Source organism: Corynebacterium pelargi (assembly GCF_014635485.1).
Lineage (GTDB): Bacteria > Actinomycetota > Actinomycetes > Mycobacteriales > Mycobacteriaceae > Corynebacterium > Corynebacterium pelargi.
In genome coordinates this window covers 52,190-74,082 of sequence record NZ_BMCX01000001.1, presented here as the reverse complement: position 1 = coordinate 74,082, position 21,893 = coordinate 52,190, and the positions used below count along the sequence as shown (strand labels likewise).

Annotated in this window: 18 protein-coding genes; 14 read left to right on the top strand and 4 right to left on the bottom strand. The window is 57.8% G+C overall.

Going from position 1 to position 21,893, the window contains the following annotated elements:
• Positions 1–103: 103 nt before the first annotated feature.
• From cobN to IEU99_RS00320, 4 genes are all read left to right on the top strand, one after another.
• Positions 104–3,760 (top strand): cobaltochelatase subunit CobN, encoded by a 3,657-nt coding sequence (cobN, locus tag IEU99_RS00335; protein ID WP_128889857.1) that lies wholly within the window; start codon positions 104–106, stop codon positions 3,758–3,760.
• Between the two features lie 61 nt (positions 3,761–3,821).
• Positions 3,822–4,346 (top strand): FxsA family protein, encoded by a 525-nt coding sequence (locus IEU99_RS00330; protein ID WP_128889858.1) that lies wholly within the window; start codon positions 3,822–3,824, stop codon positions 4,344–4,346.
• 22 nt (positions 4,347–4,368) lie between these two features.
• A complete protein-coding gene (gene lnt, locus IEU99_RS00325; protein ID WP_229718324.1) occupies positions 4,369–5,859 on the top strand; it encodes an apolipoprotein N-acyltransferase in 1,491 nt (496 codons plus the stop codon).
• A complete protein-coding gene (locus IEU99_RS00320; protein ID WP_128889859.1) occupies positions 5,856–6,659 on the top strand; it encodes a polyprenol monophosphomannose synthase in 804 nt (267 codons plus the stop codon). Before lnt ends, IEU99_RS00320 begins: the two co-directional genes overlap by 4 nt.
• An 87-nt stretch (positions 6,660–6,746) precedes the next feature.
• Here IEU99_RS00320 and IEU99_RS00315 read toward each other — a convergent pair whose 3' ends face one another.
• On the bottom strand, positions 6,747–7,139 hold the full coding sequence (locus IEU99_RS00315; protein WP_128889860.1) for an RNA polymerase-binding protein RbpA: 393 nt from the start codon (positions 7,137–7,139) through the stop codon (positions 6,747–6,749).
• A gap of 98 nt (positions 7,140–7,237) precedes the next feature.
• Here IEU99_RS00315 and IEU99_RS00310 point away from each other — a divergent pair, with 98 nt between their 5' ends.
• The 6 genes from IEU99_RS00310 to IEU99_RS00285 all read left to right on the top strand — a co-directional run bounded on the left by IEU99_RS00310 (position 7,238) and on the right by IEU99_RS00285 (position 14,192).
• Positions 7,238–7,564 (top strand): hypothetical protein, encoded by a 327-nt coding sequence (locus tag IEU99_RS00310; protein WP_128889861.1) that lies wholly within the window; start codon positions 7,238–7,240, stop codon positions 7,562–7,564.
• 10 nt (positions 7,565–7,574) lie between these two features.
• Entirely contained in the window at positions 7,575–8,267 is a 693-nt protein-coding gene (locus IEU99_RS00305; RefSeq protein WP_128889862.1) for a YceI family protein, read from the top strand.
• On the top strand, positions 8,264–8,437 hold the full coding sequence (locus IEU99_RS00300; protein WP_164931157.1) for a hypothetical protein: 174 nt from the start codon (positions 8,264–8,266) through the stop codon (positions 8,435–8,437). Before IEU99_RS00305 ends, IEU99_RS00300 begins: the two co-directional genes overlap by 4 nt.
• A 152-nt stretch (positions 8,438–8,589) precedes the next feature.
• Positions 8,590–9,738 carry a low temperature requirement protein A gene (locus IEU99_RS00295; RefSeq protein WP_229718323.1) on the top strand — a complete coding sequence of 383 codons (1,149 nt, stop codon included), beginning with the start codon at positions 8,590–8,592 and terminating at the stop codon, positions 9,736–9,738.
• Positions 9,739–9,791: 53 nt separating this feature from the next.
• Positions 9,792–12,713 carry an FAD-binding and (Fe-S)-binding domain-containing protein gene (locus IEU99_RS00290; RefSeq protein WP_128889863.1) on the top strand — a complete coding sequence of 974 codons (2,922 nt, stop codon included), beginning with the start codon at positions 9,792–9,794 and terminating at the stop codon, positions 12,711–12,713.
• A 159-nt stretch (positions 12,714–12,872) separates the two neighbouring features.
• A complete protein-coding gene (locus IEU99_RS00285; protein WP_229718364.1) occupies positions 12,873–14,192 on the top strand; it encodes an MFS transporter in 1,320 nt (439 codons plus the stop codon).
• 33 nt (positions 14,193–14,225) lie between these two features.
• Here the strand turns inward: IEU99_RS00285 and IEU99_RS00280 are convergent, their stop codons facing one another.
• On the bottom strand, positions 14,226–15,482 hold the full coding sequence (locus IEU99_RS00280; protein WP_164931158.1) for a class I SAM-dependent methyltransferase: 1,257 nt from the start codon (positions 15,480–15,482) through the stop codon (positions 14,226–14,228).
• A 242-nt stretch (positions 15,483–15,724) separates the two neighbouring features.
• Between IEU99_RS00280 and IEU99_RS00275 the strand changes: the two genes are divergently transcribed.
• Positions 15,725–17,083 (top strand): NAD(P)/FAD-dependent oxidoreductase, encoded by a 1,359-nt coding sequence (locus tag IEU99_RS00275; RefSeq protein ID WP_128889865.1) that lies wholly within the window; start codon positions 15,725–15,727, stop codon positions 17,081–17,083.
• A 274-nt stretch (positions 17,084–17,357) separates the two neighbouring features.
• Here IEU99_RS00275 and IEU99_RS00270 read toward each other — a convergent pair whose 3' ends face one another.
• Entirely contained in the window at positions 17,358–17,939 is a 582-nt protein-coding gene (locus IEU99_RS00270; protein WP_128889866.1) for a class I SAM-dependent methyltransferase, read from the bottom strand.
• Between the two features lie 82 nt (positions 17,940–18,021).
• On the opposite strand from IEU99_RS00270, the gene corA reads away from it, so the two are divergent.
• Together corA and IEU99_RS00260 are read left to right on the top strand one after the other, a co-directional pair.
• Positions 18,022–19,083, top strand: a complete 1,062-nt coding sequence (gene corA, locus IEU99_RS00265; protein ID WP_128889867.1) for a magnesium/cobalt transporter CorA — start codon at positions 18,022–18,024, stop codon at positions 19,081–19,083.
• 113 nt (positions 19,084–19,196) lie between these two features.
• Positions 19,197–19,772, top strand: a complete 576-nt coding sequence (locus IEU99_RS00260; protein ID WP_128889868.1) for a DUF3887 domain-containing protein — start codon at positions 19,197–19,199, stop codon at positions 19,770–19,772.
• Between the two features lie 103 nt (positions 19,773–19,875).
• On the opposite strand, the gene IEU99_RS00255 is transcribed toward IEU99_RS00260, so the two are convergent.
• Positions 19,876–20,364: a PaaI family thioesterase gene (locus IEU99_RS00255; protein ID WP_128889869.1), complete on the bottom strand. Its 489-nt coding sequence runs from the start codon at positions 20,362–20,364 to the stop codon at positions 19,876–19,878.
• A 63-nt stretch (positions 20,365–20,427) separates the two neighbouring features.
• Here IEU99_RS00255 and gnd point away from each other — a divergent pair, with 63 nt between their 5' ends.
• Positions 20,428–21,879, top strand: coding sequence for an NADP-dependent phosphogluconate dehydrogenase (gene gnd, locus IEU99_RS00250; RefSeq protein WP_128889870.1), 1,452 nt, complete (start codon positions 20,428–20,430; stop codon positions 21,877–21,879).
• Positions 21,880–21,893 lie beyond the last annotated feature (14 nt).

Sequence of the window (21,893 nt, the reverse complement as noted above, 5' to 3'; positions counted from 1 at the left end):
CGGGACGGTCGCGCCACTGTGAAAGTCAGACGATTACGCTGCTCGCCTTTGTCTGTGCATCCAACCGGGCGCGCAACCCGTTTAGAAAAGGACCAAACTCGCTGTGATCACGCTGCTTTCGACCTCCGATACCGATCTTCTTACCGCCAAGGCAGCCAATGCCGCCCCGGAAGTCGAGTATCACTTTGCCAACCCGAACCACCTGAATACCCAGCAATTAGACCAGATCATCGAAGATTCTGATGTGGTGGTGGTGCGTTTGCTCGGTGGCAAACGAGCTTGGGAAGAAGGCCTGCGCCAACTCCAGCAATCGGGCATCCCCCTGGTGGTGGTCTCCGGTGAGCTTGCGGTAGATGCCGAGCTTACCGAGCTTTCCACCCCTCCTGCCGGTGTCGTGACCACAGCGCACACCTACTTGGCTGAAGGTGGTGCCAGCAACCTTGAGCACCTCTACCGCTTCCTCTCCGACACGCTGCTGCTCACCGGCTATGGCTTTGAACAGCCACAGCACCTTCCGCTGTGGGGCACCCTGGATCACCCTTTGGTGGCCGAATCTGCTGCCCAGGCTGATGCTGGCGCGGGTGGGCCTCGCGTTGGCATTGTCTACTACCGTGCCCAGCACCTGGCCGGCAACACCGCCTACGTGGAGGCGTTGGTGGAGGCCGTCGCCGAAGCCGGTGGCCAACCGCGCGCCTTCTTCGCGGCCTCGCTGCGCCAAGCCCCCGAGGCTTTGCTTGAACAGCTTGGGCAATGCGATGTGTTGATCACCACGGTGCTGGCAGCCGGTGGCACCAAGCCCGCAACCGCAGGAGCCGGTGGCGATGATGAAGCCTGGGATGTGGCCAAACTTGCCGAGTTGAATATCCCCATCATCCAAGGCCTCGCGCTAACCAATACCCGCAAGGAGTGGGAGGACAATGATGAGGGCTTGTCTCCTCTGGACGTTGCCACCCAAATTGCGGTGCCTGAATTTGATGGACGCCTCATTAGCGTGCCCTTTAGCTTCAAGGAATACGATGCAGACGGCCTGATTGCCTACGTCCCCGATCAGGAACGTTGCAGCCGCCTGGCTGGAATTGCTGTGCGCCATGGACAGCTTCGCAGCGTGAACAACGCCGATAAGAAGATCGTGCTCATGCTTTCGGCGTATCCCACCAAGCATGCGCGTATTGGTAATGCGGTGGGCTTGGATACGCCCGTATCCACGCTCAGGGTGCTTGAGGCCTTGAGCACGGCAGGCTACGACCTGGGAGATGTGCAGGCGATTCCTGGCTATCGATCAGCCGATGGTGAGCACGATGGCGATGCGCTCATGCATGCCATCATCGAAGCCGGTGGGCACGACCCCGAATGGCTCACCGAGGAAGTGTTGGCCAATAACCCCCTCAAGCTGGCTAAAGAAGATTACTTGGCCTTCTTTAACACCCTGCCTCAAGCAATGCGTGAGGAGATGGAGGAGCACTGGGGTAAGGCTCCGGGCGAGCACTATGTGCACCCTGCGACCGGAGAGATCTACATTGCCGGCCTGCAATTTGGCAATGTTGTGGTGATGATCCAGCCGCCGCGTGGCTTTGGTGATAACCCCGTGGGCATCTACCACGACCCCGATCTTCCGGCCAACCACCACTACTTAGGCACCTACTACTGGCTGCGCGAGGTCTTTGGCGCCCACGCGATTGTGCATATGGGCAAGCACGGCAATATGGAGTGGCTGCCGGGTAAAAACGCAGGCCTTTCCCAGGAGTGCTACCCGGATCAAGCCATCCACGAGCTGCCGCTGATCTACCCGTTCTTGGTCAACGACCCGGGTGAAGGCACCCAGGCAAAACGCCGCGCGCATGCCACCTTGGTAGACCATATGATCCCGCCGATGGCTCGCGCGGAATCCTATGGCGATATCACCCGCCTGGAGCAATTGCTCGACGAGCACCAAAATATTGCCGCCATGGATCCGGCAAAGCTGCCGGCGATTCGCCAGGAGATTTGGACGCTGCTGCAAGCTGCGAAGATGGATCGCGACTTAGGCTGGGATGAGCGCCCTGAGGAAGACGCTTTCGACGATAAGCTCATGGAAATCGACGGCTGGCTCTGCGAGATCAAAGACGCAGCTATCCGCGGTGGCCTGCACATCTTGGGCGAGGCGGTACGCGGTGAAGTTCGCGTGGAGTTGGTGCTAGCCATGCTGCGCGCACGCCAACTCTGGGGTGGCGAACAGGCCGTGCCGGGCCTGCGCGAATCCCTTGGTTTGGACGAATCCGGTGACGCCACCCGCACCGAGGTTGATCAGGCAGAACGCATCGCCTATCAGTTGCTCGATGCCCTTGAGCAGCGCGACTGGACCAGCGATGCGGTAGCTGAAGTGATCGCGGAGCAGACGCTGCCAGAAGGCACCGATGCACAAGCCTTGGAGCATCTGCTGCACTTTGCCTGCCAGGAGATCATTCCGCGCCTTGATGGATCCGCGGCTGAGATTGAGCAAATCCTTCGAGCCCTCAATGGCGAGTTCATTGCGGCAGGGCCTTCCGGTTCCCCGATGCGTGGTCTGATCAATGTGCTGCCAACCGGGCGTAATTTCTACTCGGTGGATCCAAAGTCGCTGCCTTCGAGGCTTGCGTGGGAAACCGGTCAGTTGCTGGCGGATTCTTTGATTCAGCGTTATCGCGATGACCACGACGGGCAGTACCCAAGTTCTGTCGGTCTTTCGGTGTGGGGCACGTCTGCCATGCGCACCTCCGGTGATGATATTGCCGAGGTCTTCGCGCTGCTTGGTGTTCGCCCCATCTGGGACGAGGCCTCCAGGCGTGTTGTCAACCTTGAGCTGATCAGCCTTGAAGAGCTTGGTCGGCCTCGCATCGATACCACGGTGCGCATCTCCGGATTCTTCCGCGATGCCTTCCCGCATGTGTTGGCCTTGATCGACGATGCCATTCAGATGGTTGCCCAGCTCGATGAGCCTGCGTCGATGAACTACGTGCGCGCCCACATGCTCGAAGACCAGCAGGCTCAAGGCGCAGACCAGCAGCAAGCACATGTTCGTCGTATCTTCGGCTCCAAGCCGGGAACCTATGGCGCTGGCTTGTTGCAGCTCATCGAGTCCGGCCACTGGCGAGACGATCACGACCTCGCGGAGGTCTATACCAACTGGGGTGGCTATGCCTATGGCCGAGATCTTCCCGGTGTGCAGGCGGCAGATGATATGCGCAATGCTTATCGACGCATCAAGGTCGCGGCAAAGAACGTGGACTCGAAAGAACACGACATCATCGATTCTGATGATTACTTCCAATACCACGGCGGCATGGTTGCCACCGTGCGTGCGCTCAGCGGTAATGACCCCGAGGCCTATGTGGGAGATTCCACCCGCCAGGAGACAGTCAAGACCCGCACCTTGCATGAGGAATCCCGACGAGTCTTCCGCGCTCGCGTGGTCAATCCCCGCTGGATCGAGGCGATGCGCAAGCACGGCTATAAGGGCGCTTTTGAAATGAGCGCTACGGTGGATTACCTCTTTGGCTACGATGCCACCACCGGGCTCATGGAGGACTGGATGTACGAGACACTCACGCAGACCTATGTGCAGGAGCCTGAAAACCGTGAGTTCTTTGAGCAATCCAACCCTTGGGCGCTGCGCGACATCGCAGAAAGGCTGCTTGAGGCCGCCGATAGGAAGCTGTGGGAAGCACCCAGTGCGGAATCCTTAGACGCATTGCGTCAGGCCTTCTTGGATATGGAAGGCAAGTTGGAAGAAGACGGCTCCTAAAACGACACAGAAAAAGGCTTGGCTCCACACCCCGAAAACAGCTTTGAGTAGGGTAGTGGCCATGCCTTTATTCATCGCACTGCCGTACATGTTGATTGAGGCCGTGGCCTTTTGGGCCGTGGCCAAATGGCTCGGGGTCGGAACAGCACTATTGCTGCTGATCCTGTGCTTCTTCCTCGGCTTATTCCTGGCGGCCTTCGAGATGCGTGGCATTGCCCGAAAGCTTGCTTCTGGCAAGGAAGGCCCTGGCAAAGCCGCCGGCGATATCGGACTCACCGCAGCCGGTGCGATGGGCGTGGCCATGCCTGGGTTCGTCACCACCGTGTTGGGCCTGTTGCTCATCATTCCGCCCACGCGAGCAGTCGTGCGCAAATCCTTGGCAAAGAAGCTGCGCGCCAAGGTGGAAGATCTCGGTGTTCGCTCTTTCGAGGCCACCAATGCCTACCGTCAGCGCGCCAGCTACGGCAGCTTCGATCCTCGGGTCGTTGATGCCAAAGAGGATGCCCCGACCTTAGACGAGCAGTCCTTGAAGCACTGGACAGACAACGTCAGGCCTGAGGATTTCGGCACCTCCGGTGAGCGCTAACAACTCTCTTAGCACCGCACCCGTGCTGAACATTCTTTGGCGCATCATCTGCAGTGCCCTCGCCGGGGTCTGCATCTACGCCTCCTATGAGCCTTTAGGCTGGTGGTGGGCAGCACTGCTGGGCATCGCGCTGCTAATTGCCAGCGTGTACCAGGCGACCTGGCGTGTGGGCGCATTGATGGGTTTTTGCCACGCGATGGTGCTCTACGTGCTGCTGTTGCCCTGGATCGGCGAGTTCGTGGGCATCGGCCCCTACCTGGCACTGTGTGTGTTTTTAAGCCTCTTTTCTCTCGTGCTTGGCGCGGTGGCACCCGCTGTGCTGCAACTTCGCGGAGGCTTTCTAGCCTTTGCCATGGTGTACATGCTGGTCGAGTTCGTCCGCTCCCACGTCCCCTTCGGTGGTTTCGCATGGGTGCGCTTGGCCTGGGGCCAAATTGACGGCCCGGTGGCATATCTTGCCCCGCTTGGTGGCCCAGCATTGGTCAGTGCCACAACGGCGGTGTTGGGTGCGTGTATCTGGAAGGGTGTTCGAGCGGTTTTCGCGCAGCCACGACGCTTCCAGATGCTCGGTGGCGTTGTTGCGGTGTTGCTATTGCTAAGTGCCTGGCCGATGATTCGACCAGAGCGTGCCGATGATCTGGATACTGTGACTGTTGCTGCGGTGCAGGGCAATGTGCCGCGTTTGGGTCTGGACTTTAATGCTCAGCGCATGGCTGTGTTAGAAAATCACGCCAAGGCAACCATGGGCATTGATCAGCCCGTTGATGTGGCAATCTGGCCGGAAAATTCTGCCGATGTTGATCCCTTCGCTGATCCCCGGGCATCGGCGCTCATTGGGGATGCCGTCGCCGAAGTCCAAGCACCGGTGGTGGTGGGGGCTGTCACCAGGGATGACGTTGGTGCCCGCAACCAGGTGGTAGCTTTCGATGCCGAAGGCAACCCGGGGGAGTATCACAATAAGAAGTATCTGCAGCCTTTTGGCGAGTGGATGCCGTGGCGTGATTTCTTCCGCTTGTTCTCCGAGAAAGTGGATCTGGCCGGTGATTTTAAACCGGGCGATGGCGATGGCGTGATCCACGTGGATGCGGCGTTGCTTGGAAAGCGCATCGCCATTGGTATTGCGACCTGCTATGAGGTTGCCTTCGATGCTGCAGGCCGCGATGCCGTCAGGGCAGGTGCCCAACTGTTGGCAACACCGACGAACAACGCCACCTTCGGTTTTAGTGATATGACCTACCAGCAATTGGCCATGAGCCGAATGCGTGCCCTGGAACTCGACCGCGCGGTGGTGGTGCCGGCCACCAGTGGTGTCTCTGCCATCGTGCAACCAGATGGCTCGGTAGTGCAGCAGAGCAGGATCTTTGAGCAGGCTGTGTTAATTGAACAAGTACCGTTACGCAACACACTGACGCCTGCGGTGCATATCGGCCGCGGAATAGAACTTGGGTTAGTTATGATAGGTGCTATCTGTCTGTGTATTCCATGGTTGACAAGGAGCAGGAACCGCCGATGAGCAAACCCAGTGACGCCACGTTGGTGATCATTCCCACCTACAATGAGCTGGAGAATCTCCCGCTGATTACTTCGCGTGTGCGTGAGGCAAACCCTGAGGTGGATGTGCTCATCGTCGACGACAACAGCCCGGATGGCACCGGCGAAGCTGCTGATTCCCTGGCCGAGCACGACGATCACATCTTCGTGTTGCACCGCGAGGGCAAAGGCGGGCTTTGTGGGGCCTATATGGCCGGCTTCCGCTGGGGCCTGGAGCGCGATTATCAGGTGCTCTGTGAGATGGACGCCGATGGTTCCCACGCCCCTGAGCAGCTTCATTTGCTGCTCGAACAGATCGATGATGGCGCTGATTTGGTGATCGGTTCTCGCTATATCCCCGGTGGGGAAGTGGTGAATTGGCCTAAGCAGCGCTGGTTGCTGTCTAAGGGCGGCAATCTGTATATTTCCCTGGCTCTCGGTGGCGGCATTAAGGATATGACCGCTGGCTATCGAGCTTTTCGACGCCAAGTGCTCGAATACCTAGACCTGGATGCACTTTCGAATGCGGGCTATATCTTCCAAGTGGAAGTTGCTTTCCGCGTGATTCAAGCCGATTTTGATGTCCGCGAAGTTCCGATCACCTTCACTGAGCGCGAGATTGGTGAGTCGAAACTCGATGGCAGCTTTGTCAAAGATTCCTTGGCTGAGGTGACCAAATGGGGCGTTCAGCACCGCGCTGAACAGGCACAACACTTTGCCCAGGTGGTTGGCGGCCTAGCCAAACATGAGATCGCGCGTTTTCGCAAGAAGTGGATGATCTAAACTACGAGCGCTGAACACGGCAATGCCGCCTGCGGATTCCGCAGGCGGCATTGCCGTCTTGGTTTCAGATGATGGAGTAGAAGCGGGTTACTCCTTGGATTTCTCCGCCTCTGCCTCTTCCTGCTGTTGCTTCAGCAGACGCACTGCATCACGGCGACGTTTGCGGATCTGCTCGATGCGCTCTTCTAGAAGCACGTCGAGTTCTTCGATGCTGCGACGCTCGCGCAACATGTCCCAGTGCGTACGAGGCGCCTTGGCTGGCTTGGCCTCGATGCCTTCACCTTCCACCAACATGCCCATCTGGCCGTTCTTGCACAGCCAGGTGTTCGGGATTTCGGCGTCATCGGCAAAAGGAACTTCGAAAACTTCGCCTGCGTCGGTTTTGTAGCGAACCATCTGACGTGGTGCGAGGTCGTGGTCTCGATCAGTTTCGTAGCTCACTGCACCCATGCGGCTGCCGCGTAGTACACGATCTGCCATAGTGTTGGTCAGTCCTTTCCTCGACTGGCATTAAGATCTTTTACTATAACGCACGTTCGTACACACTTTGTTCCCGGACGCGCTAAAGTTGATAAGCAATGTCACCCCAAAAAGATGCCACTTGTATTTGGTGCGCAAAGCCAATGGAACCAAATTCGCGTGGCAGGCGTCGAAAATATTGCAGCCATGCATGCCGCCAAAGGGCGTATGAGCAGCGAAGTGGTAGGCAAGGGCAACGCTTGCCGGTTGACGCAGTGGTGCTCTCGGCACAGAAGGCTTCAGGCCTGAAAGATGCTCTTTTCGAGCTTCGCTGTGCAGCCGAGGATATTGCGACGGCGGCACAAGAGGGTGCAAGCTCTGAGGAGCTATCGGCATTATGCGATGAGTTGGTCAGCTTAGCTAAGCAGATTGAACAAACGAGGTAGTAGGGAAGTCATGGAAAAAAGGCGCAAGTCCGTGGTGATCACGATGGTGATCGCCATTGTTGTGTTAGCCCTGTTTGCTGTAGGTCTGGTGCTTTACCAGCTCTTTACCGGCCCCGGCATTAAAACTGAAGAGCTTGATGCCTCGAAGGCTAAGCCCGCAACCACCGACGTCAATGGTGTGTGGCACGTGGTGTATGGGCAGGCGCCTAACCATAGTTCTGTTGGCTTTACCTTCGAAGAATCTTTGCCAGCGGAAGATAAGGTGACCTCGGGCTCAACCACGCACGTTGAAGGCCAAGCGACTGTTGAAAATGAGAAGCTTGTATCCGGCCGTTTTGTTGTTGATATGACACAAGTATCGACCGACGTGGAAAAGCGTGATATCAACGTGCGCACCAAGATCTTCAAGACTGATGAGCACCCGGAGGCAACCTATGAGGTTGCAGGGCCGGTGGATCTTTCGGGCGTCGACGATCAGGCCAACGTGTCCGAGCTGAAGATCCCAGGCACCTTAAGCATTAAGGGCAAGTCTCAAGACGTTGATCCAACCTTCAAGGTGGTCCGCGATGGAGACAAGATCATTATCTCTACGACCATCAGGATCAATCGCAATGACTTCGGCGTGGAAAGCCCTGAGTTTGTGGCAGCACAGATCGCCGAGGAAGGCGATGTGAACGTCTTGCTTACCTTGGAGAAGTCATGAGTGAAAAGATGTTGCCGGCGCTATGGTTTCGTACCGTAGGTTTGGTGATCTGGGCGATCTTTTGCGCCTTCCAATCCATCTGGTGGCTCTTCGCGTTGACGGTGGTGTTCTTGATTATCACCGCGGTGCAACTGAAGAAGGCCTATACACATAAGGAAACGTCACAGTGACGTTAAAGGGGTGACCACTTGGTTGCCCCTTAATCCATTCTTATAGGCCCATCTCGCACCAAACCAGCGTTAATTGTCCGATAATGTACATTATGTCAAAATAGATCGCTGGCGATGCCCGCTCAGACTAGAACCCGGATACACTTGCCAGCGTGATCCACTACCTCAAGCCGATGCGAGCTCGCGATCCAAAGGAAGCTCACCGCACGGCCACACCCCTCGAACTCTTCTTTGATCTCGTCTTCGTCATCGCCATCTCAATCGGCGGCGGACATTTCCATCACGCCCTCATCGAAGGCCACGTCCTTCACGGAGTGATCGGCTTTGTCATGGTGTTCTTGTGCATCTGGTGGGCCTGGATGAACTTCACCTGGTTTTCTACCTCCTTTGATAACGACGACTGGCTCTTTCGCACCTTAACCTTCGTGCAGATGCTCGGCGTGCTCGTACTCGCTGTGGGATCTCAAGCTTTCTTTGACGGAGAAAACCTTCTTATTCCCATCATCGGCTTCGTGATCATGCGCATTGCCCTCGTAAGCCAATGGTTGCGTGCATCACAATGCGGAGGCGATGCAGCAAAGGCGGCCAAAACCTATGCCGCCGGGCTGACCTTCGCCCAAATCCTATGGGTGGCCTGGGCGTTTATCCCAGAGCATACCCGCGTCCCGGTGTTCTTCCTGCTCATGGCACTAGAACTTTGCATTCCGGTCTTTGCTGAGCGCGCAGGGCGAACCACGTGGCATCCCCACCACATCACAGAACGCTATGGGCTTTTCACCATCATCTTGCTTGGCGAATCCCTGCTCGGTTCAGCCCACGCCATCGCCGATGCTATTCAAGAACAACAGCACATGGCGACGTTACTGAGCCTTGCAGTAGCCGGCTTTGTCATTGCAGCCGGCATGTGGTGGGTCTATTTTTGGCCAGCACACCACAAGCAGATCCGCGGGCTTTCGAGCGCACTTCGCTATGGGTACTGCCATGCCTTTATCTTTGCAGCCGCCGGAGCCGTATCGGCGGGCATCGAAACCCAGGTGGGATATCTGAGCAGTCACAGCGAACTTGGCTTTCTCGGATCCAACCTCGCCGTCGGTATCCCGGTGGCCGTGTTCCTGCTCGGTGTTTGGGCATTGCTCCTTCGAGGCCAAACCCCAACTACCCTCCAGTGGGCTATTCCCCTAGCAGCCTTGCTCGCATTACTCTTGCCGGTGTGGGGCATCGCAGCGGTGATGGCGGTATTGATCTATCTGCTCGTTCGCACTGAAGCGGAGCTACGCGCACCCAGCACTACCAAGCACTAAGGTTAGGCTAGGCAAGGCAGCGTGAGGCGCTGGGGCTGATTACCTTAAACACCATGAAACGCTTGCTCAGCCCAAAGCCATCCACCATCGGCCAACCAGTAGGTTCTCACCCCGAACCCGATGCAGCCCCAAGCTCGCTGCGCCACGGCAGCGATGCGAAGCTTTTGAGCGAGCTCGAAGCACTGCTTGGCAAAGACCAGGTGCTTGGCCGGGCAAGCGATCTTATCGCCTATGCTTCCGATGCCTCACCCTATCGGCGTATCCCTGCAGTGGTCGTACAACCGCGCAGTGAGGCCGATATTTCCGCATTGATGCGCTATGCCAAGAAGCATCACCGCACCATGACGTTCCGCGCGGCCGGTACATCCCTCAACGGCCAAGCAGCCACTGAGGACATTCTGGTTGATCTCAAACGGCATTTCACCGGCATGCGTGTGCTCAATCAAGGCGCTCAGCTCTGGGCCAGGCCGGGCGTAATCCTTGGCGATGCGCAAGCGGTGCTGGCTCGAAGCGGCGTGATGCTCGGCCCTGATCCCGGATCGACTGCCGTTGCCACCATCGGCGGCGTGCTCGCCAATAATGCCGGTGGCATGCGCTGCAGCGTCGAACGCGATAGCTACCACAGCGTTGCCTCTATGCGTGTGGTGCTCCCTAGTGGCAATATCGTCGATACCAGCGAAAGTGATGAAACATTCGCCGCAAAAGAACCGGCGCTGCATGCGGCATTAGTGCGTATTCGCGATGAGATCCGCAGCGATGAGGCGCTGTGCAAGCTGCTTAAGAAGAAATTCTCCATCCGCAATACCAATGGCATCCGCCTCGATGCATTTATCGACGAAGAATCCCCCGTGCGGATCCTCAATAAACTCATGATTAGCTCCGAAGGCATCTTCGGGGCTATCACCGAGGCAACGATCAACACCGTTGCCTTACCCAAGCACAAGGCCATGGCCTGGGTGATGCTGCCGGATCTTCGCGATGCAGCACGATTTGTCGCCCCCATTATGCAAGCAGGTGCATTGGCATGTGAATTACTGGTCGCACCCGTCATGCAAAAGGCCGTAGGCAACTTCCCTGCCGCGGATCCAGCATGGGCAGACCTGCCGCCACAGGCCGCGGCGTTGTTGGTGGAACTTGGTGGACGCGATGCTGAAGAGCTTGAGGCCTGCATCGCCGCAACCACCGAAGCTCTCGAAGGTGCTGAGCTGTTATCTCCTTTGAACTTTGAGCGCAGCGAAGCCGCCATGCGTGGCGCATGGCAGATCCGAAATGGACTCTTCGGGCTGCTTGGATCCAACAGACCCCAAGGCACCGCGATGATTACCGAAGACGTCTGCTTCCCGCCAGAACAAGTCGGTGATGGCGCCGCAGATCTGCTCGATTTGCTTGCAGAGTTCGGCTATCCGGAAATGGTGATGGGCCACGCTGCCTTTGGCAACCTGCACTTCTTCCTACTGCCGAATCTGGCACAACAAGAAGATCGCGAACGCTACGCCGAATTCCTCGATCGCATGAGCGCCATCGTGATTGATAAGTACCAAGGATCGCTCAAAGCAGAGCACGGAACTGGTGTGAATATGGCTCCGTTTTTGCTGCGCGAATGGGGTCAGCGTGCCTGGGATTTGATGTGGGAAGTAAAAGAGGCGATCGACCCCGCAGGTGTGTTGGCACCAGATATTAAGCTCACCCGCAATCAACACCTCCACCTTGAGCATTTCAAGAGCCTTCCGAAGGTAGAAGACGAGATCAACGATTGTGTGGAATGCGGCTTCTGTGAGCCTGTGTGCCCCTCCAGAGACGTCACAATCACCCCACGCCAGCGCATCGTGCTGCGCCGAGAAATGGCGCGCCAAGCTCCCGGTTCTCCCCTGCTTGCCACCTTGCAAGAGCAGTTCCAATACGACGGCATTGATATGTGCGCAGCCGATAGCTCCTGCGCAATTGCATGCCCAGTGAGCATCGATACCGGCAAGGTGATGAAGCAGTTCCGGCAGGCCCAGGCCTCACCCATTGCGGCAAAAACGGCCCTAAGTGGCGCGAAGAAATGGGCTGTAGTGGAACAATTGGTTCGCGGTGGCCTGGTCAGCGCCAAGGTCCTTGGATCCCCCACCCTTGATCTAGCCGCCCGTATTGGCCGCAATGTCATCAACCCCGATGTGCTTCCAAGCGTGCCTGGCCCTCTGCCCTTGCCCGCTCAGGCCTTGCCACACACCACTGCTGAGGGAGCCACCGCGGTGTACTTCCCAGCCTGCATCAACCGCATGTTCGGCAATTCCGCCGAGGCCAACCCAGAGCATCTCCCCCTTCCCCGTGCTGTGGTTGAGCTCGGACGTCGTGCGGGCGCGCCTGTGTGGATTCCTGAAGATGTAGCAGGCGATTGTTGTGGCACACCGTGGTCGTCGAAAGGCTATAAGGAAGGCTTCGAATACCAGGCGCGCACCCTCGCACTGGATCTGCTGCGGTGGAGCGATGAGGGAAGGCTGCCGGTGATCGTCGATGCGGCAAGTTGCACCCACGGCATGATCACGCAGATGCAAGATGTGCTGGAGCCTTCTCTGCGTAAGCGCCTCGCAGCCGTGGAAATTCTCGACGTTGTGGAATGGCTGCACCGCACGGTGATTGAGCATCTGCCCATCGTGGAGGATTTCGGCCGAATTGCAGTCCACCCCACCTGCTCGGTCCAGCACATGCAGCAAAGTGAGATGCTGCTTGCCGTGGCGAATCGTTGCGGTCAGGCTGTGGTGCCCGAGGGCGCCGGGTGCTGCGGCAGCGCCGGTGATCGCGTCATGCTGCACCCTGAGCTGAGCAAGTCGGCCACGCAAGCCGAGGCTGAGGCACTTGAAGCCGGGAATTTTGATGCCTTTGTTGCTTCGAATCGCACTTGCGAGATGGGCCTTGAGATGGTGTGTGGCCAAGTATTTGAACATGTGGCGGTGTTGTTGGAACGAGCCTCGAGGCCGGTGGTGTCTCCTTAACGCAGGTGGAACCGGCCGCTCAAGGTGTTTCAATATGTGGGATTGCGTTCCCGGAATATAGGATGCTAATTTCGAGAGCACCCTTGTTCCTCTATCACTTTTTGGAGCACCATAGTGACCACAACCACCAGCCCTGCAAGCCAGCAGGCAGGCGCGACCATGGACGCCTCGATGCGCCGAAAGGTCATCGTCGCATCCACCGTCGGCACCACCATTGAGTTCTACGACTTCTACGTCTACGCAACGGCAGCCGTCGCGGTCTTCCCCATCCTCTTCTTCCCCGCCAACGACGATCCCACGGTTGGTCTTCTGCAGTCCTTTGCCACCTTCGGCCTGGCCTTTATCGCCCGACCCATCGGCTCGCTGCTTTTCGGCCACTTTGGCGACCGCATCGGCCGCAAAGCAACACTCGTAGGCTCCCTGCTCACCATGGGCATCGCCACCTTCTTAATCGCCTTTATCCCGCCCTATGCCCAGGTAGGCATCGTGGCACCGGCACTGCTGGCGCTCATGCGCTTCTGTCAGGGCCTAGGCCTTGGTGGTGAATGGTCCGGCGCAGCCCTGCTGGCCACCGAAACCGCTCAACGCGGCAAGAGGGCGTGGGCTGCCATGTGGCCGCAACTCGGCGCACCCTTCGGCTTCTTGCTGGCCAACGGATTCTTCCTCATCCTGGTAGCGCTCACCGGCTATAACAAAGGTGATATCGAAGGTGCATTCATGACGTGGGGTTGGCGTATCCCCTTCGCCATGTCCGCCGTGCTCGTCATCGTTGGTCTGGTCATCCGCCTCAAGCTGGAAGAAACCCCGGTGTTCCAGCAGGCAGTCGATAGCGGCAAGCGTGTGAAGGCCCCGGTGCTTGAAGTCTTCCGCACTTCGAAGAAGCCAATGATCATCGGCACCTTTGTCATGCTCTCCTGCTACACCTTGTTCTACCTGGTGACCACCTGGGTTCTTTCCTACGGCATCGCTTCGAAGGAGCTTGGTAAAGGCCTTGGCATTCCTTATATCGACTTCCTCAAACTTCAGCTCATCTCCATCTTTGCCTTCATTGCAGGTATCCCCCTGGCCGGGCAATTGGCAGATAAGCGTGGCCGCAGGCGCACCCTGACGGTGATCTCCTTCGTGATGATCGCATTCGGCTTGAGCTTCCGCTTCTTCCTTGATCCCCAAAACGCCACCGAGGCATCGGTATTGGCCTTCCTGACCATTGGCATGTTCATCATGGGCATGATCTTCGGCCCCATGTCTGCGGTGTTGCCAGAGCTGTTCACCACGAATGTTCGCTACACCGGTTCTGGCATTAGCTACAACGTTTCTTCCATCCTCGGCGCCGCGGTTGCACCCTTTATCGCCACTGCACTCGCACAGCAATTCGGTGTGCAGTCCGTGGGCTGGTATCTGATCGTGGTCTCGCTGATCACCCTTGTGGCCGTGAGGATCATGAAAGAAACCCGCGACTACGATCTCAGCGAAATCTAGGAGGCTACCTAGACCGCTCTGCGCGCCTGCAAGCTAGACCGCTCTGCGTGGCTGCAAGGTCGCGCTGATCATCACCGCATCGAGAAGCCCTGCCCTGAGCAGGGCTTCTTTGAGTGCAAGCTGGAAAATCCACAGGCGTCGATACACCGCATCAAAACCCAACGCAGCGGCTTCGCGCTGATGCGCCTCGAAACGCTCGCGCTGAAGCCGCAGCCCTTCTACGTAGTGGCCACCAAACACCAGCACCGATTGCGGCTTTAACCCTGGTTGGGCGTGAATGCTATGCAGCACTTGTTCCATGCTGCGGCCATGCCATCCAGGGGCAAGGTAGGCGCGCAGCACATCAAGCGCACTATCAAGAGGTTTCAAGGCCTCAGTGGCCACTAGCGTTTCTAAAGCCACATGCCCTCCCGGCACCAGTACCTGCTCACAGGTATGCAGCCAGGTTTTCAGCGCGCCTGGATCCATGGCCTCTACCCCATCGACGCTAACCACCGCATCAAAACGGCGGCGCAGGCGCCCCGGTTCAGGCAAAGGCCCTGGAAGGGCACATACTTCAAGAGCACCTTGGGCCTTGGAGGCGACTGCCTCAAGTTCTTCTACAAGCTCTTCATCGCAACTCATCACATCCACGGTTGCGTTGCGTGCAATAGCAGCCAGTGCCACTGCCGGAGTTTGGGCAGGCACGTCGGCAAGATAGGTGCCGGTGCCAACATCGGCCATATCTAAAAGGGTGGCCACAGCCCGCGCCTGTGCGTCGCTTTGATCAAGACGCTCCACCACTGTTGGATCGCTCAAGGTGGTGACCTCAACACCCAGTGGCTGCGCGGATTTCATCTTGCCGCGCCCGGGCGGAGGCAAGGTAATACGTTCGGTGGTGGGAACTCCCGAGCTAAACACCGAGGCATAGCTAAAAAGCCCCTCGCCTGCGCTCAGCCGAAGCAGATCGACTGGGGTGGCGCGGGCGTCGAAAAGCCCTTTGGGCCTGGCATTGCTCTTAGGGGCATAGCCGGTTTCCAAGAGGCGTTGCAGGACGTGGGGAAGGTTTGAACTTAGCCATTCACCGGCCATGTAGCTTTCGGCAAGACCCAACCAACCAGCATCGGCGATGCGCAAAAAGAGGGCATCTTCGAGCACTCGCAGGTCTGCATCTGCACCTTCGAGGCTTAAACCTGCCTGCTCGCAGGCGTAGGCAAACTCGGATTCAGCTTTCCGTGCACGGCGTCGGATACGCCCCTGCTCAGGCACGTTGGCAATAGCTGGCCAGCGCAGCGGATCAACAGTGCTCATGGGCCTCCCTCCTATGCCAAGAACGCGATTTCTCAGCGTAGTGGGCGCCAACATGAAGTGGTGGGAGCCACGCAAATAACACTCGGATCAACCCCGAACTTCGCTAACACATATCCCCAAAGTGCTTTGCTGCTAACGAAGCGCTAACATAATCGCCAATACCCTGGTGGCAATATTCACATCTTTGTGTGGAACCTAAACCTACGCAGGGCAGACGCAATTATTTCGAGGAGAATTTTTACATGTCGAGCACCCCGTTTCGACCCGATGGCGGCCGCCATCATGTAGTGATCATTGGTTCGGGCTTCGGTGGCCTGTTTAGCGCCCGCGAGCTCAAAGACGCAGACGTCGATATCACCTTGATCGACCGCACGAATCACCACCTCTTCCAGCCGCTGCTCTACCAGGTAGCAACCGGTATTCTTTCCTCCGGCGAGATCGCTACCTCCACCCGCCAGATCTTGGGCCAGCAGGAAAACCTCAACATCATGAAGGCCAATGTCACCGACATTGATACCTCCGCCAAGCTGGTCAAGGCCGAGCTGGATGATTATGTCGTGGAAGTTGAGTACGACTCCCTGGTGATCGCCGCTGGCGCCGGCCAGTCTTACTTTGGCAATGACCACTTTGCCGAATTCGCCCCCGGCATGAAGTCCATCGACGATGCCCTTGAGCTTCGCGCCCGCATCGTTGGCGCCTTCGAGCGCGCCGAGCTTACCGACGACCCCGCTGAGCGTGAGCGTCTGCTCACCTTCGTGGTGATCGGCGCCGGCCCCACCGGTGTGGAATTGGCAGGCCAGCTTGCCGAGATGGCACACCGCACCCTCTCCGGTTCTTATACCCGTATCAACCCCTCCAACGCCAAGGTGATCCTGCTCGATGGCGCACCTCAGGTACTGCCGCCATTTGGCAAGCGTTTGGGCCGCAATGCGCAGCGTTCCCTGGAGAAGATCGGCGTCACCGTCAAGCTCAACGCGATCGTGACCAACATCGACGAAAATAGCGTCACCTACAAGTCCACTGTGGACGACTCCGAGCACACCTTGGACTCCTACTGCAAGATTTGGTCTGCAGGTGTGGCCGCTTCGCCTTTGGGCAAGCTGGTTGCCGATCAGCTCGGCGCAGAGGTCGACCGCGCAGGTCGCGTTTCCGTGAACCCCGACCTTTCCGTCGGCTCCGACAAGAACGTCTTCATCATCGGCGACATGATGTCGCTCAATGGCCTGCCGGGTGTGGCACAGGTGGCCATCCAGGGTGGCGAGTACGTTGCTGATCAAATCGCAGAAGAAGCCGAAGGCCGCAGCCCCGAGCAGCGCGAACCCTTCGAGTACTACGACAAGGGCTCCATGGCCACCGTGTCTCGCTTCAACGCCGTGGTAAAGATTGGCAAGTTGGAGTTCACCGGCTTCATCGGCTGGATCATGTGGCTCGTGGTGCACCTGATGTTCCTGATCGGCTTCCGCAACCGTGTCACCGCTGCCTTCTCCTGGGGCATCAACGCACTGTCGCCCAAGCGCTGGAACCTGGCTGCTACCCGCCAGCAGCTCTACGGCCGCAACGCCATGAGCGAGTGGAATAAGAAGCAGAAGAAGGATTCCTAAATCTTCAAGCCTCAAGCTTCAACACTTAGTGCAATCTAGCTGATTCGCACACCACAACGCCCGGCTTTCAAGCCGGGCGTTCTGCGTTTGCTCCCCCACTTCTAGCCGGTAGTGTGGCGCGCCGGGACGAGCTACTGCCGCCACGCCACCATGCCGCCATGTCTGTGCCACCACGCTCGGAGGCCGAGGCGTGGTTTCGTCGACAAGCCTTTGCCACCGATGCTTTGCCACCACACTGGAGCGAAGCTGCAGGCTCAAGCGCACCTTCCAGGTGCTATTTGCTTAACACGGCCACGAGAAAATCGCTGTGCTGGCGAAAAGGTTGCAGATCCCATGAGCTAAAACGCTGTTGTACATCGAAGCCTTCGGCTTGGGCATCCTCAAAAAACGCCGGGAAGCTATAGCCACGGCCTGCACCGAAGCCGACCACAAGCCTTGAAGGCGAGCCCATGACTTGGTACAGGTATTCAAGCGCTGGCCTGCGCTGCTCAGGTGCAAGGAAGGTGAGTACATTGCCTGCGCATACGCCAAGGGTGAAGCCGCCTTGAATTTCAGGTCCTTCGGAAAGATCCCCAACGATCCAGGTGGCATCCGGGTAGCGTTGTTGAGCTTGTTGGATAAGTAGCGGATCGAGGTCTACCCCGGTAACGTCATGGCCGCGCTGTTGCAGATAGCCACCAATTCGTCCTTGTCCACAACCAGCGTCCAAGATCTTTGCCCCACGCGGCGCCATTGCGTCGATGAGTCGTGCTTCGCCAACAATGTCGTTGCCTTGCGCTTCGAGGCGATCCCATCGGGCCGCGTAGTTCTTGGAGTGCTCGGGATTTTGGCTCGTAATTTCTTTCCAGGTTGGCATATCGGCAATTATAGGTACTCGCACCCCCTCAACATTGCTCAATCAGCACCGCCTCGATGCTCTTGGCGCGAAAGGATCCTCCATGGCACGCAAGACCCAACCTCGGGTTGTAGACCGCTCCACGTTGCCCGTTGCAGAAATCACCGATCACCTTCGGGTCTACGTCGATGGCGTGCTGCAGCAGGATCATCAGGCACATCCTCCCACGCTTGAGCACATGCGCGCCCTTGAGGCCGAAGGCCATGAAGCATTTGTGTGGTTGAGCTTGTATGAGCCTTCTGAACGTCACATGATGCAGATTGCCGAGGACTTTCAGATCCACGAGCTGATTGCTGAGGATGCGGTTTCTGCACACCAGCGGCCCAAAGTTGAGCGCTACGATTCCCAGCTTTTCATGGTGGTGCGCTCGATCATTTATCGCGACCAAGACACCGTGAAAGATGCCCGCCAAATCATCGAATCTGGCGAGGTGCAGATGCTCGTTGGGCCAAATTTCATCATCACGATCCGCCACCGCACCAGGCTTCCAGGTTTGGAGTCGAGGCTTGACGACGCCGAAGAGCTCGCCACCTACGGCCCCATGGGCATTGCTTGGGCCATGTCAGACCACCTGGTGGACCACTATCTGCGCGTGGTTGAGGTCTTGAGCACGGAAGTGGATGAGCTGGAAGAGGAAGTCTTTACCCCAAATAGCCGCATCGATATTCAGACCATCTATAACCTCAAGCGCGAGATCTTAGAGATGCGCCATGCCATCGATCCCTTGGCTCCAGCTTTGCGCCAATTGATTGCCTCAAATGAAGACATGATTGGCAAGCAGTTGCGCTCGTATTTCCGCGATGTGCTCGACCACGAGATGCAGGCAAAAGATCTGGTGGCCAGCTTCGATGAGCGTCTTTCCGCGCTTATCGACGCCGGTGTGGCCATCATCAGCCTGCAACAAAACTCCGATATGCGTGCAATTTCTGCATACGTGGGCATGGCTGCCGTGCCCACGCTGATTGCCGGTGTGTATGGCATGAACTTTGACAACATGCCTGAGCTTCATACCGAACACGGGTACTTCGTGGTGCTCGCGGCGATGATCCTGGTGGTCTTGAGCCTATGGATCACCTTTAAAAAGATGGGCTGGCTGGAAAAGTAGCGCTTGCTACAGGCATAAGGAACCGGCGGCGAGGGGTTCGCAACTCGCACCACCTCCCAGTGGGTGTTAACCCTTGGTTGACACGATCTGTCAACTAATGGTTTACTGGCGCCATGGATCAGATACGCCAAGCAGCACTCGAACTGGAACGTGCTCACAAGAACCTCGAAGTAGCCGTCACTGCCGAAAGAGCGCGAGGCCGATCCTGGGCCGACATCGGCCGCACCCTTGGGGTCAGCCGACAAGCCGCTTTCAAACGCTTCGGCAAAATCAACACTCCGGAAGGAGATACCCTTATGCCACGCCCCGTACACCACTTAAAACAGACAGCTCAACGATTCTTCACCCTCGTCTCCGAGGGGCAGGAAGATCTCGCCATGGCAATGCTTAACCCCAACGTGCGCGAGGAGCTGAATTGGGATGTGATCTCACAGGTTTGGCAGACTTGCCTCGAAGAAGCAGGAACGCTGGAACACTTCTCCGACACCTTCATCACTCACCCGCAAGGCACCTCAGCGATCGCACAGGCCGGGGAACCGGAGCAGATTCTCGGGACCGCGGTAGTGGTCACCACCCTAGAACAGGAGGCCGGATCAACCACAGGCCGCATCGCCTTCGATGGCGATGACCTCATCACCGGGATCCTCTACCTCAACCCCGAAGCCCCTCTAGACCCGCTCCCCTTCTGATCTAGTCGGTTAAAAAGATCACCGCCGGGGCATACACCCCGGCGGTGACATACCCGCAAACCTTCGCCGTGATATTTGGAGGAGGTCAAGGCGGGTTTTTGGCTTATTCAGCGAACTTGTCTTTCTTTGGCGGCTCCGCCGGCTTTTGCAAGACCATCGTGCGCAGCATCGCACGAGACACCAACTTGCCGCGGTGATGCAGATGCACCTCAATTAATTGGCTGGAACGCCCAGCGTGTACGAAGCGGGCCTCCAGGTCGATCACACCGGCCGAGACGGTGGCAATGAAGTCGGCGTTGCAATTGACGCCAACGACGAGATCACCGGATGCGCGGGTAAGCCCCAAAATGGAGCCTGCCGTTTCTGCCAGGGATGAATACACACCACCGTTGACGATGCCAGCCGGTTGGAGGTGGTCGCCTGATACGTGCAACTCAGCAGCCACCACCTCGGGGGTGATTTTGGTAAAACGCATGCCGAGGGTCTTGGTGAATCCGGTAACACTTTCATTAAAGCGCTCTAATTCCTCGATGCTCATGCCCTCGGCATCGAGAGAAGACAGTGCCTTTAACATGTCCGATTGTTTGCTCATATGCCCTAATGTATCCGAATGTGTTGGATTGTGAAGCCCAAGCACTGGGGTATTGTTGGCAATATGACTGATCGCAGCAAAAAAGCACAGATTGGCGTGGTAGGCCTGGCCGTGATGGGCTCGAACCTTGCGCGCAACTTCGCACGAAACGGACACACCGTAGCGGTATATAACCGCAGCCAGGGAAAGACCGACGCCTTAATCGAACAACACGGCAATGAGGGTGACTTCATCCCCGCCTCCAGCATCGAGGAATTCGTGGATTCGCTGGAAAAGCCACGTCGCGCCATCATCATGGTGCAAGCCGGTGCCGCCACCGATGCTGTCATCGATCAACTCGCCAATGCCATGGATGAAGGCGACATCATCATCGATGGTGGCAACGCGCTGTTCAGCGACACGATTCGTCGAGAAGCTGATATCGCACAACGCGGCCTGAACTTCGTTGGCGCCGGCATCTCCGGCGGTGAAGAAGGCGCACTCAATGGCCCATCCATCATGCCCGGCGGCCCCGAATCCACCTGGGAGGCTCTCGGCCCACTGCTGGAGTCGGTAGCTGCAAAGGTCGATGGCACCCCGTGCGTGACCCACATCGGCCCCGATGGAGCCGGCCACTTTGTCAAGATGGTCCACAACGGCATCGAATACGCCGATATGCAGGTCATTGGCGAGGCCTACCAGCTCCTTCGCTACGCCGCAGGCTACAGCCCCGCCGAACTGGCAGAGATCTTCCGCGATTGGAACCAGGGCGACCTCGATTCCTACCTCATCGAGATCACCTCTGAGGTGCTCGATCAGGTTGACGCCGAAACCGGCAAGCCTTTAGTCGATGTGATCGTTGATCAAGCCGGCCAAAAGGGCACCGGACGTTGGACCGTGAAGGCCGCACTCGACCTCGGCATCCCTGTGACCGGCATTGGCGAAGCCGTGTTCGCCCGCGCCCTTTCTGGTGCCGCTGCACAGCGCGAAGCCACTGGCGAACTGCCATCGGGCACCATCCGCAGCCTCGAAGATCTCGGCGTGGATCGCGAAGCATTCGTCGAAGATGTGCGCAAGGCACTCTATGCCTCCAAGCTCATCGCCTACGCCCAGGGCTTTGACGAGATCAAGGCCGGCTCCGATGAATACGACTGGAACGTCGACCCCCGCGACCTAGCCACCATTTGGCGCGGCGGCTGCATCATTCGCGCGAAGTTCCTCAACCGCATCGTCGAGGCCTACGACAACAACCCCGAGCTGGCATCCCTGCTGCTTGACCCCTATTTCACCTCCGAGCTCTCCGAGCTTATCGACGCCTGGCGTCGAGTTGTCGTGATCGCCACCCAAGTTGGACAGCCGGTGCCGGTATTTGCCTCCAGCTTGAGCTACTACGACTCCCTGCGAGCAAAGCGCCTGCCTGCCGCCCTGATTCAGGCACAGCGCGACTTCTTCGGCGCACACACCTACAAGCGCGTCGATAAACCCGGTTCCTTCCACACCCTGTGGTCCGGGGATCGCTCCGAGGTAGAGGCTTAAGCTAGACTTCCCTC

What these genes read in the sequence shown, in the direction of transcription:
- IEU99_RS00330 (WP_128889858.1), top strand. Translation starts at nt 3,822, where the DNA reads ATGCCTTTATTCATCGCACTGCCGTACATGTTGATTGAGGCCGTGGCC.
- IEU99_RS00320 (WP_128889859.1), top strand. Translation starts at nt 5,856, where the DNA reads ATGAGCAAACCCAGTGACGCCACGTTGGTGATCATTCCCACCTACAAT.
- IEU99_RS00315 (WP_128889860.1), bottom strand. Translation starts at nt 7,139, where the DNA reads ATGGCAGATCGTGTACTACGCGGCAGCCGCATGGGTGCAGTGAGCTAC.
- IEU99_RS00310 (WP_128889861.1), top strand. Translation starts at nt 7,238, where the DNA reads ATGTCACCCCAAAAAGATGCCACTTGTATTTGGTGCGCAAAGCCAATG.
- IEU99_RS00305 (WP_128889862.1), top strand. Translation starts at nt 7,575, where the DNA reads ATGGAAAAAAGGCGCAAGTCCGTGGTGATCACGATGGTGATCGCCATT.
- IEU99_RS00300 (WP_164931157.1), top strand. Translation starts at nt 8,264, where the DNA reads ATGAGTGAAAAGATGTTGCCGGCGCTATGGTTTCGTACCGTAGGTTTG.
- IEU99_RS00290 (WP_128889863.1), top strand. Translation starts at nt 9,792, where the DNA reads ATGAAACGCTTGCTCAGCCCAAAGCCATCCACCATCGGCCAACCAGTA.
- IEU99_RS00285 (WP_229718364.1), top strand. Translation starts at nt 12,873, where the DNA reads ATGGACGCCTCGATGCGCCGAAAGGTCATCGTCGCATCCACCGTCGGC.
- IEU99_RS00280 (WP_164931158.1), bottom strand. Translation starts at nt 15,482, where the DNA reads ATGAGCACTGTTGATCCGCTGCGCTGGCCAGCTATTGCCAACGTGCCT.
- IEU99_RS00275 (WP_128889865.1), top strand. Translation starts at nt 15,725, where the DNA reads ATGTCGAGCACCCCGTTTCGACCCGATGGCGGCCGCCATCATGTAGTG.
- IEU99_RS00270 (WP_128889866.1), bottom strand. Translation starts at nt 17,939, where the DNA reads ATGCCAACCTGGAAAGAAATTACGAGCCAAAATCCCGAGCACTCCAAG.
- corA (WP_128889867.1), top strand. Translation starts at nt 18,022, where the DNA reads ATGGCACGCAAGACCCAACCTCGGGTTGTAGACCGCTCCACGTTGCCC.
- IEU99_RS00260 (WP_128889868.1), top strand. Translation starts at nt 19,197, where the DNA reads ATGGATCAGATACGCCAAGCAGCACTCGAACTGGAACGTGCTCACAAG.
- IEU99_RS00255 (WP_128889869.1), bottom strand. Translation starts at nt 20,364, where the DNA reads ATGAGCAAACAATCGGACATGTTAAAGGCACTGTCTTCTCTCGATGCC.
- gnd (WP_128889870.1), top strand. Translation starts at nt 20,428, where the DNA reads ATGACTGATCGCAGCAAAAAAGCACAGATTGGCGTGGTAGGCCTGGCC.